Origin of the sequence: Sphingomonas sp. IC-56 (genome assembly GCF_021043375.1) — a bacterium.
Taxonomy (GTDB): Bacteria; Pseudomonadota; Alphaproteobacteria; order Sphingomonadales; family Sphingomonadaceae; genus Sphingomonas.
Genome location: NZ_JAJNDV010000001.1, coordinates 301,985 through 317,711, shown reverse-complemented (window position 1 = coordinate 317,711; position 15,727 = coordinate 301,985). Strand labels below are relative to the sequence as shown.

At 65.3% G+C, this 15,727-nt stretch carries 17 protein-coding genes and 1 tRNA gene; 8 read left to right on the top strand and 10 right to left on the bottom strand.

The window, feature by feature from the left end; translation table 11 throughout:
- The first annotated feature begins 16 nt into the window (after positions 1 to 16).
- On the top strand, positions 17 to 574 hold the full coding sequence (locus LQ953_RS01715; protein WP_231028711.1) for a hypothetical protein: 558 nt from the start codon (positions 17 to 19) through the stop codon (positions 572 to 574).
- A 234-nt stretch (positions 575 to 808) separates the two neighbouring features.
- Here LQ953_RS01715 and dxs read toward each other — a convergent pair whose 3' ends face one another.
- Both dxs and LQ953_RS01705 read right to left on the bottom strand, forming a co-directional pair.
- Positions 809 to 2,737, bottom strand: coding sequence for a 1-deoxy-D-xylulose-5-phosphate synthase (dxs, locus tag LQ953_RS01710; protein WP_231028710.1), 1,929 nt, complete (start codon positions 2,735 to 2,737; stop codon positions 809 to 811).
- A gap of 82 nt (positions 2,738 to 2,819) precedes the next feature.
- Positions 2,820 to 3,278, bottom strand: coding sequence for a Fur family transcriptional regulator (locus tag LQ953_RS01705; protein WP_231028709.1), 459 nt, complete (start codon positions 3,276 to 3,278; stop codon positions 2,820 to 2,822).
- 177 nt (positions 3,279 to 3,455) lie between these two features.
- On the opposite strand from LQ953_RS01705, the gene LQ953_RS01700 reads away from it, so the two are divergent.
- The gene (locus tag LQ953_RS01700; RefSeq protein ID WP_231028708.1) at positions 3,456 to 4,211 is read left to right on the top strand and encodes a GDSL-type esterase/lipase family protein; all 756 of its coding nucleotides are present in this window, start codon (positions 3,456 to 3,458) and stop codon (positions 4,209 to 4,211) included.
- A gap of 98 nt (positions 4,212 to 4,309) precedes the next feature.
- On the top strand, positions 4,310 to 4,489 hold the full coding sequence (locus tag LQ953_RS01695; RefSeq protein WP_231028707.1) for a hypothetical protein: 180 nt from the start codon (positions 4,310 to 4,312) through the stop codon (positions 4,487 to 4,489).
- 164 nt (positions 4,490 to 4,653) lie between these two features.
- Here the strand turns inward: LQ953_RS01695 and LQ953_RS01690 are convergent, their stop codons facing one another.
- Together LQ953_RS01690 and LQ953_RS01685 are read right to left on the bottom strand one after the other, a co-directional pair.
- A complete protein-coding gene (locus tag LQ953_RS01690; protein ID WP_231028706.1) occupies positions 4,654 to 6,153 on the bottom strand; it encodes a DEAD/DEAH box helicase in 1,500 nt (499 codons plus the stop codon).
- Positions 6,154 to 6,236: 83 nt separating this feature from the next.
- Positions 6,237 to 6,689, bottom strand: coding sequence for a hypothetical protein (locus LQ953_RS01685; protein WP_231028705.1), 453 nt, complete (start codon positions 6,687 to 6,689; stop codon positions 6,237 to 6,239).
- Positions 6,690 to 6,758: 69 nt separating this feature from the next.
- Between LQ953_RS01685 and LQ953_RS01680 the strand changes: the two genes are divergently transcribed.
- Together LQ953_RS01680 and LQ953_RS01675 are read left to right on the top strand one after the other, a co-directional pair.
- Positions 6,759 to 8,207 (top strand): FAD-binding oxidoreductase, encoded by a 1,449-nt coding sequence (locus LQ953_RS01680; protein ID WP_231028704.1) that lies wholly within the window; start codon positions 6,759 to 6,761, stop codon positions 8,205 to 8,207.
- Positions 8,208 to 8,253: 46 nt separating this feature from the next.
- Complete coding sequence (locus LQ953_RS01675) at positions 8,254 to 9,033, top strand: SapC family protein (RefSeq protein WP_231028703.1); 780 nt, start codon at positions 8,254 to 8,256, stop codon at positions 9,031 to 9,033.
- Positions 9,034 to 9,316: 283 nt separating this feature from the next.
- On the opposite strand, the gene LQ953_RS01670 is transcribed toward LQ953_RS01675, so the two are convergent.
- Positions 9,317 to 10,162: an N-formylglutamate amidohydrolase gene (locus tag LQ953_RS01670; RefSeq protein WP_231028702.1), complete on the bottom strand. Its 846-nt coding sequence runs from the start codon at positions 10,160 to 10,162 to the stop codon at positions 9,317 to 9,319.
- A gap of 111 nt (positions 10,163 to 10,273) precedes the next feature.
- Here LQ953_RS01670 and cpdR point away from each other — a divergent pair, with 111 nt between their 5' ends.
- From cpdR to LQ953_RS01655, 3 genes are all read left to right on the top strand, one after another.
- On the top strand, positions 10,274 to 10,648 hold the full coding sequence (gene cpdR, locus LQ953_RS01665) for a cell cycle two-component system response regulator CpdR (RefSeq protein ID WP_231028701.1): 375 nt from the start codon (positions 10,274 to 10,276) through the stop codon (positions 10,646 to 10,648).
- Between the two features lie 62 nt (positions 10,649 to 10,710).
- A tRNA-Val gene (locus LQ953_RS01660) sits at positions 10,711 to 10,785 on the top strand.
- Positions 10,786 to 10,861: 76 nt separating this feature from the next.
- Complete coding sequence (locus tag LQ953_RS01655; protein WP_231028700.1) at positions 10,862 to 11,824, top strand: methyltransferase; 963 nt, start codon at positions 10,862 to 10,864, stop codon at positions 11,822 to 11,824.
- 3 nt (positions 11,825 to 11,827) lie between these two features.
- Here LQ953_RS01655 and LQ953_RS01650 read toward each other — a convergent pair whose 3' ends face one another.
- The 5 genes from LQ953_RS01650 to LQ953_RS01630 all read right to left on the bottom strand — a co-directional run bounded on the left by LQ953_RS01650 (position 11,828) and on the right by LQ953_RS01630 (position 15,618).
- Positions 11,828 to 12,079 carry a hypothetical protein gene (locus tag LQ953_RS01650; RefSeq protein ID WP_231028699.1) on the bottom strand — a complete coding sequence of 84 codons (252 nt, stop codon included), beginning with the start codon at positions 12,077 to 12,079 and terminating at the stop codon, positions 11,828 to 11,830.
- Positions 12,080 to 12,234: 155 nt separating this feature from the next.
- Positions 12,235 to 13,635 (bottom strand): dihydrolipoyl dehydrogenase, encoded by a 1,401-nt coding sequence (lpdA, locus tag LQ953_RS01645; protein WP_231028698.1) that lies wholly within the window; start codon positions 13,633 to 13,635, stop codon positions 12,235 to 12,237.
- 39 nt (positions 13,636 to 13,674) lie between these two features.
- Complete coding sequence (locus LQ953_RS01640; protein WP_231028697.1) at positions 13,675 to 14,082, bottom strand: acyl-CoA thioesterase; 408 nt, start codon at positions 14,080 to 14,082, stop codon at positions 13,675 to 13,677.
- Positions 14,069 to 14,296, bottom strand: coding sequence for a hypothetical protein (locus tag LQ953_RS01635; protein WP_231028696.1), 228 nt, complete (start codon positions 14,294 to 14,296; stop codon positions 14,069 to 14,071). Before LQ953_RS01635 ends, LQ953_RS01640 begins: the two co-directional genes overlap by 14 nt.
- Positions 14,297 to 14,307: 11 nt before the next feature.
- Positions 14,308 to 15,618 (bottom strand): pyruvate dehydrogenase complex dihydrolipoamide acetyltransferase, encoded by a 1,311-nt coding sequence (locus LQ953_RS01630; RefSeq protein WP_231028695.1) that lies wholly within the window; start codon positions 15,616 to 15,618, stop codon positions 14,308 to 14,310.
- Positions 15,619 to 15,727 lie beyond the last annotated feature (109 nt).

Below are 15,727 nucleotides of genomic sequence, written 5' to 3'. Positions count from 1 at the left end.
GGACAGGAGAAACGCCATGCGAATGCTTCAACTCGCCGCGCTTTGCCTGACCCCGGCCTTCCTCGCCGCTCCCTCGCTGGGGGCGGCGCAGGACGCGCCGAGCATGGCCGATCGCCTTGCCAACGATCCGCGCGTCGATGCGCTTCGGCCCTACGGACTTCCCATTCCGCCGGCCGTGCGCAGCGACAAGAGCGTGCAGTTCGGCAAGATGCTGCGCATTCCGCTGGACGGCCATGCCGATTTCTGGCGCATCGGTGTGATCAGCCCGACGCTCAAGCCGGTGAAAAAGGGCGACCGCATCGTCATCGCCTTCTGGGCGAAGGCGACTGATACGGCCAACGGCGCGCCGGGCAGGATCGGACGGGTCCAGCTGGAAGCCACACCGGTCGTCCGCGCGATCTTCGAGAAATCGTTCGACATCGACCCGGAATGGAAGATGTACCAGCTCACCGGCAATGCCGATCGCGACTATGCGCCGGGCCAGCTAAACGCGGCATTGCACATCGATGCGGCCAAGCAGGTGCTGCATCTGGGCCCGCTATACGTCCTGAACTACGGCCAGATCGCGCAGTAGCTGTCCGAAACACCCCTCCCCGGAGGGGGCCAGGCCTGCGCACCCAAAAGGCCTCATCGCCTATATGCAATTCACCTCGATGCTCCCCTGCAAGGGGAGGTGACAGCCCGCAGGGCTGACGGAGGGGCGTCAGCGCGCGAAGAACGGGCGCTCCCGTGAACCGGGACGCACCCGTCGCGCTCAAGGGGGGAACGGATGCCGTGTCCCATCCCCCGCCGGGGCAGGGAAAGGCCCTCAGGCCCGCGCGCCGCCCCCGGCCGCGCTCGCCTCGTTCCAGCGCAGCGCCGTGAGCACCGTGTCGACGATATGCTCGGCGTTCAGCCGCGCCTCGTCATACTGCTTCTGCGGCGAATCCTGGTCCTGGAACTTGTCGGGCAGCCGCATCGTGCGCAGCTTCAGCCCGGCATCGATCAGCCCTTCGTCGCTGGCCAGCGTCAGCACATGCGCGCCCAGGCCCCCGATCGCGCCTTCCTCGATGGTGATCGCCACTTCATGGCTGGTCAGCAGCCGGCGGATCAGCGCCTCGTCCAGCGGCTTGGCAAAGCGCAGATCGGCAACCGTGGTCGACAGCCCCTTGGCCTCCAGCGCCTCGGCAGCCTTCGTCGCCTCGCCCAGCCGCGTGCCGAGCGACAGGATCGCCACGGTCTTGCCTTCGCGCACCACCCGGCCCTTGCCGATCTCCAGCCGCTGCGGAACCTCGGGCAGCGCAAGGCCGACGCCGTTGCCGCGCGGATAGCGCAACGCGATCGGCCCGCTGTCATGCTCGGCGGCGGTATAGGTCATGTGGACCAACTCGACTTCGTCGGCCGGCGCCATCACCACCATGTTGGGCAAGGTCGCGAGATACGTCACGTCGAAGCTGCCGGCATGCGTCGCGCCATCGGCACCGACCAGCCCCGCGCGGTCGATCGCGAAGCGGACGGGCAGGTTCTGGATCGCCACGTCGTGCACCACCTGGTCGTACGCGCGCTGCAGAAAGGTCGAATAAATCGCGCAGAACGGCCGCATCCCCTGCGCAGCCAGCCCGGCGGCAAAGGTCACCGCATGCTGCTCGGCGATGCCCACGTCGAACGCGCGGTCGGGATGCGCCTGGGCGAACTTGTCCACGCCGGTGCCCGACGGCATCGCCGCGGTGATCGCCACGATGCGCTGGTCGGTTTCGGCCAGCTTGGCCAGCGTCTCGCCGAACACGTTCTGGTAGGATGGCGGCCCGGGAGGTGCCTTGTCCTGCGCGCCGGTGATCACGTCGAACTTCTGCACGCCGTGATACTTGTCCGCCGCCGCCTCGGCGGGGGCGTAACCCTTGCCCTTCTTGGTGACGACATGGACCAGGATCGGTCCGTGCTCACTGTCGCGAACATTCTCCAGCACCGGGATCAGGTGCTCCAGATTGTGGCCGTCGATCGGGCCGACATAATAGAAGCCCAGTTCCTCGAACAACGTGCCGCCGGTCGCCATGCCGCGGGCATATTCCTCGGCCTTGGCCGCGGCGTTGTGCGCGCGCTTGGACAGCTTGCGGATCGTCTTCTTGGCGAACTCGCGCAGACCCAGATATTCGGACGACGACACCATCCGCGCGAGATAGGCGGACAGGCCACCCACCGGCGGCGCGATCGACATGTCGTTATCATTCAGGATCACGACCAGCCGATTGCCCGCGGCTTCGGCGTTGTTCATCGCCTCATAGGCCATGCCGGCCGACATCGACCCGTCGCCGATTACCGCGATACCTTTGCCCGGCTTGTCGGCCAGCTTGTTGGCGATAGCGAAGCCCAGGGCTGCCGAGATCGAGGTGGAGGAATGCGCCGCGCCGAACGGGTCGTACTCGCTCTCGCTGCGCTTGGTGAAGCCCGAGAGCCCGCCGCCCTGGCGCAAGGTGCGGATGCGGCTGCGCCGGCCCGTCAGGATCTTGTGCGGATAGCATTGGTGGCCGACGTCCCACACCAGCTTATCTTCAGGCGTGTTGAACACATAATGGATCGCGACGGTCAGCTCGACCACGCCCAAGCCCGAACCCAGATGCCCACCGGTTGAGCCCACCGCCGAGATGGTTTCCTGGCGCAACTCATCGGCGAGTTGGCGCAGGTCGGCGGGCTTCAGCGTGCGAAGATCGTGGGGCGTATCAACCGTGTCGAGCAGCGGCGTGGCAGGCAAATCAGACATTGAACGCTGTTACTCCAGCCGTCCGCGCCTGTCGAATGATAGCGTTTAGCACGTCCCGTGAAGAAAGCGTGCATCCGTTTGCTCAGGCGCAGTCGCCGCACTTGCCCCGTACTTCGATCACTGGCCGCACTGGCGAAAAGCCGGCGCTCTTTGCCGCCGATCGGACACTACCCGTGATCGAGTCGTCGTCGATATGCGTGGTCTGCCCGCACGCATCGCACACCAGGAAGATACAGTCGTGCAGGCAGTCGGGGTGCGCATTGGCGATATAGGCGTTGGCGCTTTCCACCCGGTGGGCGAGGTTCGCGCCCACGAACAAGTCCAGGATGCGGTACACGCTGTTCGCCGCGACTCGGCGGCCCTCAATTTTTGAAACCGCCTCGGCGATGTCATAGGCCGAGGCCGGCTTGGCGAAGCCCGCAAGTGCTTCGAACACGCGCTCGCGCATGGCGGTCCATTGCTCGCCGGATTTCTCCAGCGTGGTCTGCGCCGCGCGGGTCAGGTCGCTGCCGTGATGCTCATGATGGTCGTGCGCGTGCATAATCTAGATTTAAGGCGCTCGGAGCCTTGCCGCAAGCTGGCGAGGCGGGAGGGTGACCCCTGCCGCGGCTTTGCTCAGGAGCGGCTTAGTAATTGAGTAACGGTAGCGGCTCTTCTCGTTGCCGTGTCTGCAAAACTTGACCTACGATCAGGCTTGAGCTGTCGAAGGAGATTGGGCGTGCAGGGGAAGATCAAGACGCGGGCGTTGGTATTGGCGGGCCTAGTGCTCCTTGCGTCTCCGTCTTCGCTGCCGGTGCAGGCGCAGGAAGCATCTGTCTATACCCGGCAGCGCGGCTGGATCGCAGTGGAGAAGGATCTCGCCCGTCACCAGGCGTTCCTTGCACGGAAGGATCGCCTGATCAGGACAGGGGGTACGCAGCTTGTATTCGTGGGGGACTCGATCACTGATTTCTGGCGTGCCGACCCGCAGCGCGAGATCTTCGAAGATTATTTCGGGCGCTATCGTCCCTACAATATCGGCATCAGCGCCGACGAGACACAACACGTCCTGTGGCGTATCCAGCATGGCGAACTCGACGGGCTGTCGCCCAAGCTCGTCGTGCTCATGATCGGCACGAATAATCTCGTCAATGCCAATCGGATGAGCCCCAGGGAAACCGCCGAGGGTGTGGCGAGCGTGGTTGCGGGGATCCGTTCCAAGCTGCCGACCAGCAAGGTTCTGCTGCTCGGGATCTTTCCGCGTGGGAACAGGGCAGACGATCCGCTGCGCCTGGCCGTCAACGCGACAAACAAGCTGATTGCGCCGCTTCAGGATGGCCGCGCGGTGTTCTATCGGGACATCGGGGCCAGCTTTCTAAGCCCTGACGGTACGCTGTCGGGCGATATCATGCCTGACTATCTTCATCCCAATGCCAAGGGCTATCAGCTCTGGGCTGATGCGATCAAATCCGAAGTGGACAGCCTGACGCGATAGCCGCGTCATCTATGCGGCACTAACCCAAGTAACTGAGAATATGTGGAACCTTGCTCTCGAGACCCGAGTTCCTGAAGGACCGATGACGGAGGTTGAGCATGGCACAGAAAGGCGCGGGCGGTAACCCGGGAGCGATCACGACCAAGGGCGGCGACGGAGCGCGCGGTAGCCTCGGCACTGGACGCGGCGGCGGATCGGAAAATGGCGCGAAGAAAACGGCCAAGGCGAAGTCGCCGGAAGAAGGCGACTATGCCGGGCAGAAGATCAACGGCGCCTGAGACCTACCCATTATCGCGGCTTCTGCGTCGAGCGAGGCAGGGCGCGGTTGCGCACGCTTCGGCGCCTGCGCGGACTAGAAGCACTCGCCCGATTTGCTGCCCAGGAGGATGGTTAGGCCGTGCCAACTCCGTTGAAGGGCGGGCGGGCTAGGCCCGCGCCTCTCTCAGGGGTTGATCGCGTAACTGAGGAAGTCCGGCACCGGGCCGTTCCATCCCTCGTCCGGGCCATCATCGGCGGCATTGGCATACCGGCGGGGCTCACGCGCGAGCATTTCGGCTGAGCGATCGTTCGCGGTGTCGCGGCCGCGATTGCGGGCGGGACGTTCGGGTTGTTCGCTGCGCTCGGAGCGCTCGCCGCGTTCCGGCCGGCTCGGACGTTCGCTGCGCTCTGCGCGTTCTGCCTTTTCCGCGCGCTCGTTCTGTTTCGGACGTTCACCTTCCGACGCGCGGCTGTTGCGGGTGCGATCCGCGCGAGCGCCACGATCACGGCGCTTGTCGGCTTCCGGTGCGCGCTGCGGTGCCTCTGACGCCTCCTGCTGATCGTCGCCGACGGTGACCCGCGCGATCTTTTGCCCGGTGAGCTTCTCGATCTCGGCGATGTTCTCCGCGTCTTCGGGTGTAATCAGCGTGTAGGCAATGCCGGTCGCGCCGCCACGGCCCGTGCGGCCGATGCGGTGGACATAATCGTCGGGATGCCAGGGCGCGTCGAAGTTGAAGACGTGGCTGACACCCTTAACGTCAAGGCCGCGCGCCGCCACGTCGGAGGCGACGAGGATGTTCACGTCGCCGGACTTGAAACGCTCCAATTCGGCAATGCGTGCCGACTGGTCCATGTCGCCATGGATCTCGGCGGAGCGGAACCGGTGCTTCTTCAGGCTCTTGTTGAGCTCGCGCACCGTAGTCTTGCGATTGCAGAAGATGATCGCGGTGTGCACATCCTCACGCTCCAGCAAGGTGCGCAGGACCTTGCGCTTCTGGAACCCGTTCGAGGCGACGGGGACCAGGTGCTGCGTGATGTTGATGTTGGTGCTCGCCGGTCGGGCGACCTCGATCTGCTTAGGATTGTCGAGGAACTTGTCGGCCAGCTTCTTGATCACCGGCGGCATCGTTGCCGAAAACAACAGGGTCTGGCGCTGCTTGGGCAGCTTGGTGCAGATTTCTTCAATGTCCGGGATGAAGCCCATGTCGAGCATGCGGTCGGCTTCGTCGATCACAAGCAGGCTGCAGCCGGTGAGCAGGATCTTGCCGCGGCTGTAGAGGTCCATCAGGCGGCCGGGCGTGGCGATCAGCACGTCGACGCCCTTCTCCAGCGCCTTGACCTGATCGCCCATCTGCACGCCCCCGATGAGCAGTGCCATCGAGAGCTTGTGATGGACGCCGTACTTCTCGAAATTCTCGGCGACCTGCGCGGCGAGTTCGCGCGTCGGCTCTAGGATCAGCGAGCGAGGCATCAGTGCGCGGGTGCGCCCTTCGCCGAGCACGTCGATCATCGGCAGCACGAAGGCGGCGGTCTTGCCCGTGCCGGTCTGCGCGATGCCGACCAAGTCGCGGCCCATCAGCACGGAGGGTATCGCCTGGCGCTGGATCGGCGTGGGATCGGTGTAGCCCGCGGCAGTTACGGCGCGAAGAAGGTCGTCGGAGAGGCCGAGATCGGCAAAGCTCATGCGGTTATCCGGAAAACGGGCGCAAAACCCACGCCACCAAGCCTACCTGCGCTTGCGGATTTGGTCGCCAATGTCAAGCGCACTCAGCGTTCGGCGACGAGCTTGGCAAAGGATTCGATGCCGCAGGATCGCCCGTTGCGCGAGCGGAATGCGTCACGGCGGGCGCAGATCTTCTTGTCTGGATTGGGTTTGACATAGAAGCCGCGATAGAAACCGAGCGCCGGGCACCGGGCCCCGAGCCGCGCGCGCAACTGGCTGCCATCCTTGAGCAGCAGGTCGACGCTGTCGAAACGGTTGACGGTGAAGCCGGCAAGCTTCTCCACCTTCACGCAATCATCGGCCTTTTTCTCGACCATGGCGGGCGGGCGGGCGCTGCGCAGGATGATGGTGGTCGTGGTGACGGTCACCCGCGGCACGTGCACCGTGGCGCGCTGTTGCCAGCTGGGCACCGACAGGCTTTCGTCGAACGCCACCGGCTGCGCAGCAGGGGCGAGCAACAGCAGCAGTCCAGAAGCGAAGGCGAGCGGGTTGAGCATTCGGGCGGTGTTCTATTCGCGGGTGTTGAACAGTGGATGAACTGCGCAATTTGATGCTAGCGCGCGGCCATGAGGCCAAACCAGCGCCAGCTTGTCGAGTCCCTGCGCGCGCGCTTCGGCGCCGGGATGGTGGAGACCGATCCACAGGCGCTGGCGCCGTGGCTGACCGATTGGCGCAGGCGTTTCAACGGCGCTTCGGCGGCGATGCTATCGCCGGCGTCGCTGGAGGAGGTCCAGGCGGTGGTCGCCCTGGCCGGGAAAGCGGGCGTGCCGTTGGTGCCACAAGGCGGCAACACCAGCATGGTCGGCGGGGCGACGCCCCCGGCCGACGGATCTGCGGTGATCCTGTCGCTGCGGCGGATGAAGCGTATCCGCACATTATCCGCGGAGAAGAGTCTGGCGGTCGCCGAAGCGGGCGTGATCCTGGCGGACCTGCAGGACGCGGCGTGCGGGGCGGGGCGGCGCTTTCCGCTCGACCTGGGGTCGCGGGGCAGCGCGACGATCGGCGGGCTGGTGTCCACCAACGCCGGCGGCACCCAGGTGTTGCGGTTTGGAACGATGCGCGGGCTGGTTGCGGGTGTCGAGGCGGTGCTGCCCGACGGATCGGTGCATCAGGGGCTGTCGGCGCTGAAGAAGGACAATCGCGGCTATGACCTGGACCAGTTGCTGATTGGCGCGGAGGGGACACTGGGGATCGTCACTGCGGCGACGCTGCGGCTGGTGCCGGCGGTGGTGTCGCGGGCAGTGGCATGGGTCGGGCTGGGCAGCCCCGGACAGGCGCTGCGGCTATTGCGGCATGCCGAGCGTCAGACACAGGCGATCGAGAGTTTCGAGATCATCCCGGCCGAGGCGCTGGAAAGTGTGCTCGCCCATATCCCGGCGGCGCGTTCGCCCGTGGCGGCGGGGCATCGCTGGCACGTGCTAGTCGAAGCGGTCTCCACCGATCCTTGTGAGCGAGCGCCGGACGACCTGCTCACCGAATTGTTGCGCCAGGCGCTGGAGGCGGGGCTCGCAGACGATGCAGTGATCTCCGCCAGCGAGGCGCAAGCGGAAGCGTTCTGGCGCATCCGCCACGGCATCTCGGAATCCGAGCGCGCGCGCGGCCCGGCGGTGCAGCACGACATATCGGTGCCGGTGGATGCCATGCCTGACTTCATGGTCGACGCGGGGGCGGCGATCGAGGCGCGGTTCGCGGGAACCCGCGCGGTGGTGTACGGCCATTTGGGCGACGGCAATGTCCATTTCCACGTGCGCGCGCCGGCGGGGGCGCATCGTGCCGGGTGGCAAGCGGGGGAGGCGCCGGCGATCACCCGCGCGGTGCACGACCTGGTGGTGGAGGCGGGCGGGTCGATCTCCGCCGAGCATGGCATTGGTCAGATGAAGCGCGACGAACTGGAGCGGCTGGGGCCCGCGTCGCGGATCGCGGCGATGCGGGCGATCAAGCAGGCGCTGGACCCCGCTGGCATTCTGAACCCGGGCAAGCTGGTGACGCTTGCGCCTAGATCGGACAGGTCATAGACCTCCGCGGAACTTTTCTAACAGTTGCAAGTTTCAGGAGATTCGGATGGCCTCGGCGCCCCAGCAGCAGCTTCCCTTGTTCTATAATCAGCTGGAACCGCTTTCGAGCCAGGCTCATGGCGATTACCGCGTCCGCGTCGCCGACAAGGCGCCCTTCCTCGCGACTCAGCATGCCGTGCCGGTCACCGTGGAGGAATTCCCGCTGGTGCAGCGCTACATGCCGATCGTGTTCTCGGTCGGTGATGATCCCGTTCCGCTGGCGCTGATGGGCCTGAACGAGGGCGTGAACACCTTCTTCGACGAAGAGGGCAAGCTGGTCGACCCAAACTTTTATGTGCCGGCCTATATCCGCCGCTATCCGTACCTGCTCGCGCGGCTGCGTCCGGAATCGGACGAGCTGTCGCTGTGCTTCGACCCGACCGCTGACACGATCGGCCAGTTCGAAGATGGCGAGCCGCTGTTCGTCGATGGTCAGCCGAGCGAATTCACCAAGGGCATCCTGCAGTTCAACGAGCAGTTCGAGCAGGCTGGTGCCCGCACGTCCATGTTCATGAAGGACCTGAAGGACATGGGCCTGCTGATGGATGGCGAAGTAAGCATCCAGCCGGACGGCGCTGCACAGCCCTTCATCTATCGCGGCTTCCTGATGGTCGACGAGGGCAAGCTGAACGAGATGCGCGGCGATCAGCTGCGCAAGATCGTGCAGAACGGCATGCTGCCGCTCATCTATGCGCACCTGTTCTCCCTTTCGCAGATGCGCGACATCTTCGGCCGCCAGATGCGCATCGGCAAGGTGCCGCAGCCCCAGCTGGTCAACCCGATGTAAGGTCCAATTGACCCTGCTCGCTTAAGCAAGCGGGTCCGGATCGGGCGGCGATCACCCCAGTGGTGGTCGCCGCTTCTCGCTTGTGGTGCGCTGTTCACGGCTGGTCGCCTGCCAGGCACGCTTTCCCGAAGATTTTGCGCGAGCCTTGAACCAACGGGCCGCCCAACTATATTCATTCTTGTACGGTGTCGTGTCCCCCCTTTCGCGGCGCCGTGCGACACGCTCTCGAGCGTGTCTCCTCCCTGAACCTTGGCCACCTCGCAGGTAACTGCGGGGTGGTTTTTTATTCGGCGGCGAGCGCGCCGGGCGCGGCTTCGTCGAGAAGCCCGTCGAGGATGGTCCTCAGCAGGCGGACAGCCGCCGCGAAGTTGGGGCCGGGCCGGTCCAGCGCGGCATCCAGATAGAAGCTACGGTCGAACTCCAATTGCACGGCGTGGATGCCATTGTGAGGGGCACCATGGCGCTCGAGCGTATGTCCACCGGCATAGGGCGTATTGCTGGCGATCGATACACCAAGTGCGCGCGCCGCATCCTCGATTCGCTTCACGAAGCGCGTTCCGGCCGACTTGCCGAACCGGTCTCCGATCACCAGCCGCGCAGGTTCGCCGATCGAAGCAAGCGGCGGCATCGAGTGGATGTCGACCAGAACCGCCACGCCATGGCGCGTCCGGGCGTCGGAGAGGGCGCCGGCCAGTGCTTCATGATAGGGGCGATGATCTTCGTCGATGCGGGCGAGCACTTCGGCAGAGGACAGGCGGCGGCTCCAGATGTCCCCGCTATTCCCCACGCGGCGCGGGACGAGACCCAGGCCGCTGCGTAGTTTAGCGGAAAGGGGTACGCCGAGCAGGCCTGCGCCGTCCTCGAGCTTGGGGTCGCGTTCCTGCTCGCCGCGGTTCAGGTCGATCCAGGCACGAGCGCGATGGGCGATGAACAGGGTCTCGTCGCGCCAGGCCTCCAGGGCCAACGCGTCGGCGCAACGATCCTCCAGCCCTTTCAGCGCGGCCAAAGGCACGCGAATGGCGGATTGCAGCGGCGCGGGATAGTCGCGCCCGGCATGCGGCACCGCGAGCACGAGCGGGCTCGACGGGACAGGCGGCCCGTGCCGCACAAAGGAAGGTGACGCGGTCACTCCGTCTTGACTAGGCACGTGCCGCCACAGCCGCAATGGGGCGCGGACTGCGGACTGGAAAATCTTAAGGCATTGAGGCATAAGGTGTCGCCCGAGCTTTGGGGAGTGACGATGATCCGGATTTTGCTGGCTGAGGATGACCGCGTGATGCGGGAATACCTGGCCCGCGCGCTCGAGCGGTCGGGCTATGCCGTCACTGCCGTGGACCGTGGCACAGCGGCGCTGCCGTTGTTGGAGAGCGAGCGATTCGACTTGCTGCTCAGCGACATCGTGATGCCCGAAATGGACGGGATCGAACTCGCCCAGCGTGCTGCCGAGATCGCGCCGGAGATGCGGGTAATGTTCATCACCGGCTTTGCCGCGGTGACGTTGAAGGCGGGCAAGCAGGTGCCCCAGGCGCGCGTGCTGTCCAAGCCGTTCCATCTGCGCGACCTGGTGCTGGAGGTCGACCGCATGTTCGAAACCGAGAATGTGGGCTTGAGCTGAAATTTTCGCGAACAGGTGCTTGCGCGGCCGGATAACCGCCGCTAAAGCGCCGTCTCCCCGGGGGGCGTGTAGCTCAGTGGTAGAGCACTGTGTTGACATCGCAGGGGTCGCAAGTTCAATCCTTGCCACGCCCACCACGCGAAAAAAGGCTCGCCAGGCAAATAGCTTGGCGGGCCTTTTTGTTTTGCGAATGCCGGCGAACATGGCTTTGACATGGGGCGTTTTTTCGGGCCCATGGCGCGCATGAACGATGCCGATGCCGCCCTGCTCAGTCTGGTGGAAACGCTGCGAAAGCGCGGCTACCACTTCATCACGCCGACCCCAGCTACGCACGCGCGGGTGGTGGCGCGTCCCGGGCGCGAGAAGGCGCGCAACCTGGCCGATGTGCTCGGGTGGAGCCTGCCCTTCGAGGCGGGGCTGATCGACGCGGATCTGCTCGGGCTGCTGGAGGCTGCCGGGGCACTGGAAGATGCCGGCAATGGCCTGGTTCGAAGCGCGGTGCGGGTGTCGTGGCTGAAGGGGCAGTTGTTCGTGCATTCGGCCTATCCGACGCAGGATGAGGACGCGGTGTTCTTCGGTCCCGACAGCTATCGCTTCGCGGACCTGATCGAGGCGGAACTGGGCCGGCATTGCCCGCCGGGCGCACGGATCGTCGACATCGGCACCGGCAGCGGCGTGGGGGGCATCGTCGCGGCGGGGCTGTGCCCGGACGCGTCGATCGTGGTGACTGACATCAATCCCAAGGCGCTGCGGTTTGCCAGGATCAATGCGGCCGCCGCGGGTGCCGAGGTGCGCTGCGTGGAGGGTGGCGATCTGGGCGGCGTGGAAGGCGCCATCGACGTGGCGCTGGCGAACCCGCCCTACATCATGGACGAAGGCAGCCGTACCTATCGCGACGGGGGCGAGATGCGCGGCGGGAAGGTGTCGTTCGACATGACGCGGATGGCGGTGGAGAAGCTCGCGCCGGGCGGGCGGGTGATCCTTTATACCGGCAGCGCCATTGCCGGCGGCGAAGATGTCCTGCGCGACGCGCTGGAGCGGCTGGCTGCCGAGCATGCGCTCGACTTCAGCTATCGCGAACTGGATCCGGATGTGTTCGGCGAAGAGCTCGACCAGCCGCCTTATGCGGAGATCGAGCGCATCGCGGTGGTAGGGGCGATCCTCACGCGGCGGTGAGGGTTACATCGCGTTGGTGGTGGTTCCGCCGCTCGACATGTCGTTGGACATGCTGCCATTCGCGGTATCGGCGGACATCGCCCCGGCATCGTTGGCGGGGGTTTCGCCTTCGTTGCTGAAAGCAAAGTTCGAATGGGCGTCGTTCAGCACGACATTGTTGTCGTTGGTAGTGATGATCTCATTGCCGCCGCCGCCGCCGCAGGCTGCGGGCAGGGCGAAGACGGGCAGGGTGGAGGCGATCAGCAGGCGCTTCATGGAGTTTATCCTGGCTTGCGCGCCAACGCTAGGCCCAGGGCACGAGTTCCAAGGAATAACGCACTGAACGCTAAAGCATAATCCAGGTTGGCAATCTGGATTATGCTTGCGCTGGATGCGGATCGCGTGGCGCGACGAACGCCGGCCTCACTCCGTTAGATATGCAGCGCCTTGCCATAGGCGCCGAGCACGCTTTCGTGCATCATTTCGCTGAGCGTCGGGTGTGGGAAGACGGTTTCCATCAGCTCGGCCTCGGTGGTCTCGAGCGTCTTGCCGATGGTGTAGCCCTGGATCAGCTCGGTCACTTCCGCGCCGATCATGTGCGCGCCGAGCAGTTCGCCGGTCTTGGCGTCAAACACGGTCTTGATGAAGCCTTCCGCCTCGCCCAGCGCGATCGCCTTGCCGTTGCCGATGAAGGGGAAGTTACCGACCTTCACCTCATAGCCGGCCTCCTTGGCCTTGGCCTCGGTCAGGCCAACGCTGGCGATCTGCGGGTGGCAATAGGTACAGCCCGGGATGTTGCGCGGCTCCATCGCGTGCGGGTGCCCGCCATTGATGGCTTCGACTGCGATCACGCCCTCATGGCTGGCCTTGTGCGCGAGCCACGGCGGGGCGGTGATGTCGCCAATCGCGTAGAGACCCTCGACATTGGTCTTGCAGGTGGCATCGGTCCTGAGGAAACCGCGGTCGTCCATCGCGACGCCGAGTTCCTTGAGGCCGATGTCGGCGGTGTTGGGAACGATGCCGATCGCGACGATGACATGGCTGTAGTCGCCCTGGATGAGCTTGCCGTCCTTGTCCTTGATCGTTGCCTTCACGCCGGCGGCGGTGGCCTCGATCTTCTCGACCGCGGCCTTGGTCAGGATGGTCATGCCCTGCTTCTTGAGCGACTTTTCCAGGAAGGTGGAGACGTCGGCATCCTCGACCGGCACGATGCGGTCCATCATCTCGACGACGGTGACGTCGGAGCCCATGTCGTTGTAGAAGCTGGCGAATTCGATGCCGATCGCGCCCGAGCCGATGACCAGCAGCTTGGTCGGCATTTCGGCCGGGGTCATCGCATGGCGATAGGTCCAGACGCGCTTGCCATCCGCCGGCAGGTGCGGGAGGTCGCGGGCGCGCGCGCCAGTGGCGACGATGATGTTCTTGGCAGTGAGTTCGGTGGTCTTGCCGTCCTGCGCAGTAACGGTGAGCTTGCCCTTACCGGTCAGCTTGCCGGTGCCCATGTGCACGGCGATCTTGTTCTTCTTCATCAGGTGCGTGACGCCCTGATTGAGCTGCTTGGCGACGCCGCGCGAGCGCTTCACCACTGCGGCCAGATCGGCGCTGATGCCGTCGGCGACCAAGCCGTAATCCTTGGCATGCTGCATGTAGTGGAAGATTTCGGCCGAGCGCAGCAGCGCCTTGGTCGGGATGCAGCCCCAGTTCAGGCAGATGCCGCCCAGATTCTCGCGCTCGACGATTGCGGTCTTGAGACCCAGCTGTGCCGCGCGGATCGCGGCGACATAGCCGCCGGGGCCCGAGCCGAGGACGATGAGGTCGTAGGATTCAGCCATTGTGCTCAGCCTTATGTATTCGTTTAGCGAGATATGGGGTCAGGCGGCGTCGATGGGAGGGGGCGCCACCGGGCGCGGCTTACGCTCTTCGTCGATTGCGACGAAGACGAACTGCGCCTGGGTGACCAGGCACTGCGCTTCCGTGTGGCGGCCGCGGCGCCAGGCCTGGACGTCGATGGTCATCGAGGTGCGGCCGACCTTGATCATGTCGGCAAAGACCGAGACTTCGTCGCCAACCGCGACGGGAGCGTGGAACTTCATGCCCTCGACTGCGATCGTGACGGCGCGGCCGCGCGAGTAACGCGAGGCGACCAGGCCGGCGGCCATGTCCATCTGGCTCATCAGCCAGCCGCCGAAGATGTCGCCATAGGGGTTGGCGTCGGCGGGCATGGTGGTGACGCGGATCGCCGGTTGGCGGTCGGGCGGGGTCTGATCAGCCACGGGCATTTTCCTTGTTCGTGCCGTGCAGCCGCTCGCGATCCTGCGCATAAGCGCGCCGCAGCGGGCCGATGCCCATCAGCACGATGATGACCATCGCGCCGTACGCGACGAGCCAGATGTCGTCCTTGCCCAGCGGATAGGACCAGGCCGCGAGCCAAGCGATTACCACGCTCGCGACCAGGCCGGAGACGATGAAGGCGGTTTCGATGAGGACGCGCATGGCCGGCGGCCTTACGCGATCATGCCCATCGGCGCTTCGACCAGCGCCTTGAACGTCTTCATCAGCTCGGCGCCGTCGGCGCCGTCGATCGCGCGGTGATCGAAGCTGCCGGTGGCGCTCATGATCGTTGCGATCTGGAGCGCATCGTCGATGACATAGGGGCGCTTCTCGCCCGCGCCGATCGCCATGATCATGCCCTGGGGCGGATTGATGACCGCTTCGAACTGCTTGATGCCGTACATGCCCATGTTGGACAGCGACGCCGTGCCGCCCTGATATTCCTCGGGCTTGAGCTTGCCTTCCTTGGCGCGGCCGGCGAGGTCCTTCATCTGCGTCGAGATCGACGAAACGCTGGCGCCTGCCGCGTCGCGGATGATCGGCGTGATCAGGCCGGTGGGCGTGGAGACCGCGACCGACACGTCGGCGCGGCTGTACTTGATCAGCTTGTCGCCAGTGTAGGTCACGTTGCACTTGGGCGTCTGCTCAAGCGCCACGCCGAGCGCCTTGATCAGCAGATCGTTGACCGAGAGCTTCACACCGCGCGCTTCGAGCGCCTTGTTGAGTTCGCCGCGCAGCTTGAGCAGCGCGTCCAGGCGGATGTCGACCGTGAGATAGATGTGCGGAACGGTCTGTTTCGACTCGGTGAGGCGGCGCGCGATGGTCTTGCGGATGTTGGAGAGCTTCTCTTCCTCGTGCGGGATCGAGTCGTCGTACCAGACCGCCTTGGTCTCCTGCGACGCGGCGGGGGCAGCAGCGGGGACCGGAGCAGCGGCTGCGGGTGCAGCAGCCTGCTGGGCGGCCGGGGCGGCTGCGCCGGGCTTGGCGCCTTCCACGTCAGCCTTGACGATGCGGCCGTTCGGGCCCGAGCCGGTGAGCGAGGAAAGGTCGACGCCCTTGTCGGCGGCGATCCGCTTGGCGAGCGGGCTGGCCTTTACGCGATTGCCCGAAGCGGCGGGGGCGGGAGTGGGTGCTGGTGTAGGAGCAGGCGTCGGAGCTGGCGCGGCGGCTTCGGCCTTCGGTGCCGGAGCAGGCGCGGGGCTGGGCGCGGGCGTGGCGGCGCTGGCGGAGGATACGTCCTCGCCTTCGCCGGCGATCACTGCGATCACGGTACCGACCTTCACATTGTCGGTGCCCTCTGCGACGAGGATCTTGCCGATCGTGCCTTCGTCGACGGCCTCGAATTCCATCGTCGCCTTGTCGGTCTCAATCTCAGCGAGGAGGTCGCCCGACTTCACGACGTCGCCCTCCTTGACCAGCCACTTGGCGAGGGTGCCCTCTTCCATGGTGGGGGAAAGCGCCGGCATTTTGATTTCGATCGACATGGAGGTTCCCGTCGTTTGGACCTGTAGGTGTTGGGCCTTCCTTTGCCGCGACGTTCCCTAGGGTCAACCCCTCGGGCTTGCGCAAGCCGCAATCGCACGGCACGTAAAC

Excerpts from the sequence above, each read along its gene's own strand:
- LQ953_RS01685 (WP_231028705.1), bottom strand. The coding sequence starts at position 6,689 with ATGCTCAACCCGCTCGCCTTCGCTTCTGGACTGCTGCTGTTGCTCGCC.
- dxs (WP_231028710.1), bottom strand. The coding sequence starts at position 2,737 with ATGTCTGATTTGCCTGCCACGCCGCTGCTCGACACGGTTGATACGCCC.
- LQ953_RS01655 (WP_231028700.1), top strand. The coding sequence starts at position 10,862 with ATGGGGCGTTTTTTCGGGCCCATGGCGCGCATGAACGATGCCGATGCC.
- LQ953_RS01640 (WP_231028697.1), bottom strand. The coding sequence starts at position 14,082 with ATGCCCGTGGCTGATCAGACCCCGCCCGACCGCCAACCGGCGATCCGC.
- cpdR (WP_231028701.1), top strand. The coding sequence starts at position 10,274 with ATGATCCGGATTTTGCTGGCTGAGGATGACCGCGTGATGCGGGAATAC.
- LQ953_RS01675 (WP_231028703.1), top strand. The coding sequence starts at position 8,254 with ATGGCCTCGGCGCCCCAGCAGCAGCTTCCCTTGTTCTATAATCAGCTG.
- lpdA (WP_231028698.1), bottom strand. The coding sequence starts at position 13,635 with ATGGCTGAATCCTACGACCTCATCGTCCTCGGCTCGGGCCCCGGCGGC.
- LQ953_RS01715 (WP_231028711.1), top strand. The coding sequence starts at position 17 with ATGCGAATGCTTCAACTCGCCGCGCTTTGCCTGACCCCGGCCTTCCTC.
- LQ953_RS01695 (WP_231028707.1), top strand. The coding sequence starts at position 4,310 with ATGGCACAGAAAGGCGCGGGCGGTAACCCGGGAGCGATCACGACCAAG.
- LQ953_RS01705 (WP_231028709.1), bottom strand. The coding sequence starts at position 3,278 with ATGCACGCGCACGACCATCATGAGCATCACGGCAGCGACCTGACCCGC.
- LQ953_RS01680 (WP_231028704.1), top strand. The coding sequence starts at position 6,759 with ATGAGGCCAAACCAGCGCCAGCTTGTCGAGTCCCTGCGCGCGCGCTTC.
- LQ953_RS01635 (WP_231028696.1), bottom strand. The coding sequence starts at position 14,296 with ATGCGCGTCCTCATCGAAACCGCCTTCATCGTCTCCGGCCTGGTCGCG.
- LQ953_RS01630 (WP_231028695.1), bottom strand. The coding sequence starts at position 15,618 with ATGTCGATCGAAATCAAAATGCCGGCGCTTTCCCCCACCATGGAAGAG.
- LQ953_RS01690 (WP_231028706.1), bottom strand. The coding sequence starts at position 6,153 with ATGAGCTTTGCCGATCTCGGCCTCTCCGACGACCTTCTTCGCGCCGTA.
- LQ953_RS01650 (WP_231028699.1), bottom strand. The coding sequence starts at position 12,079 with ATGAAGCGCCTGCTGATCGCCTCCACCCTGCCCGTCTTCGCCCTGCCC.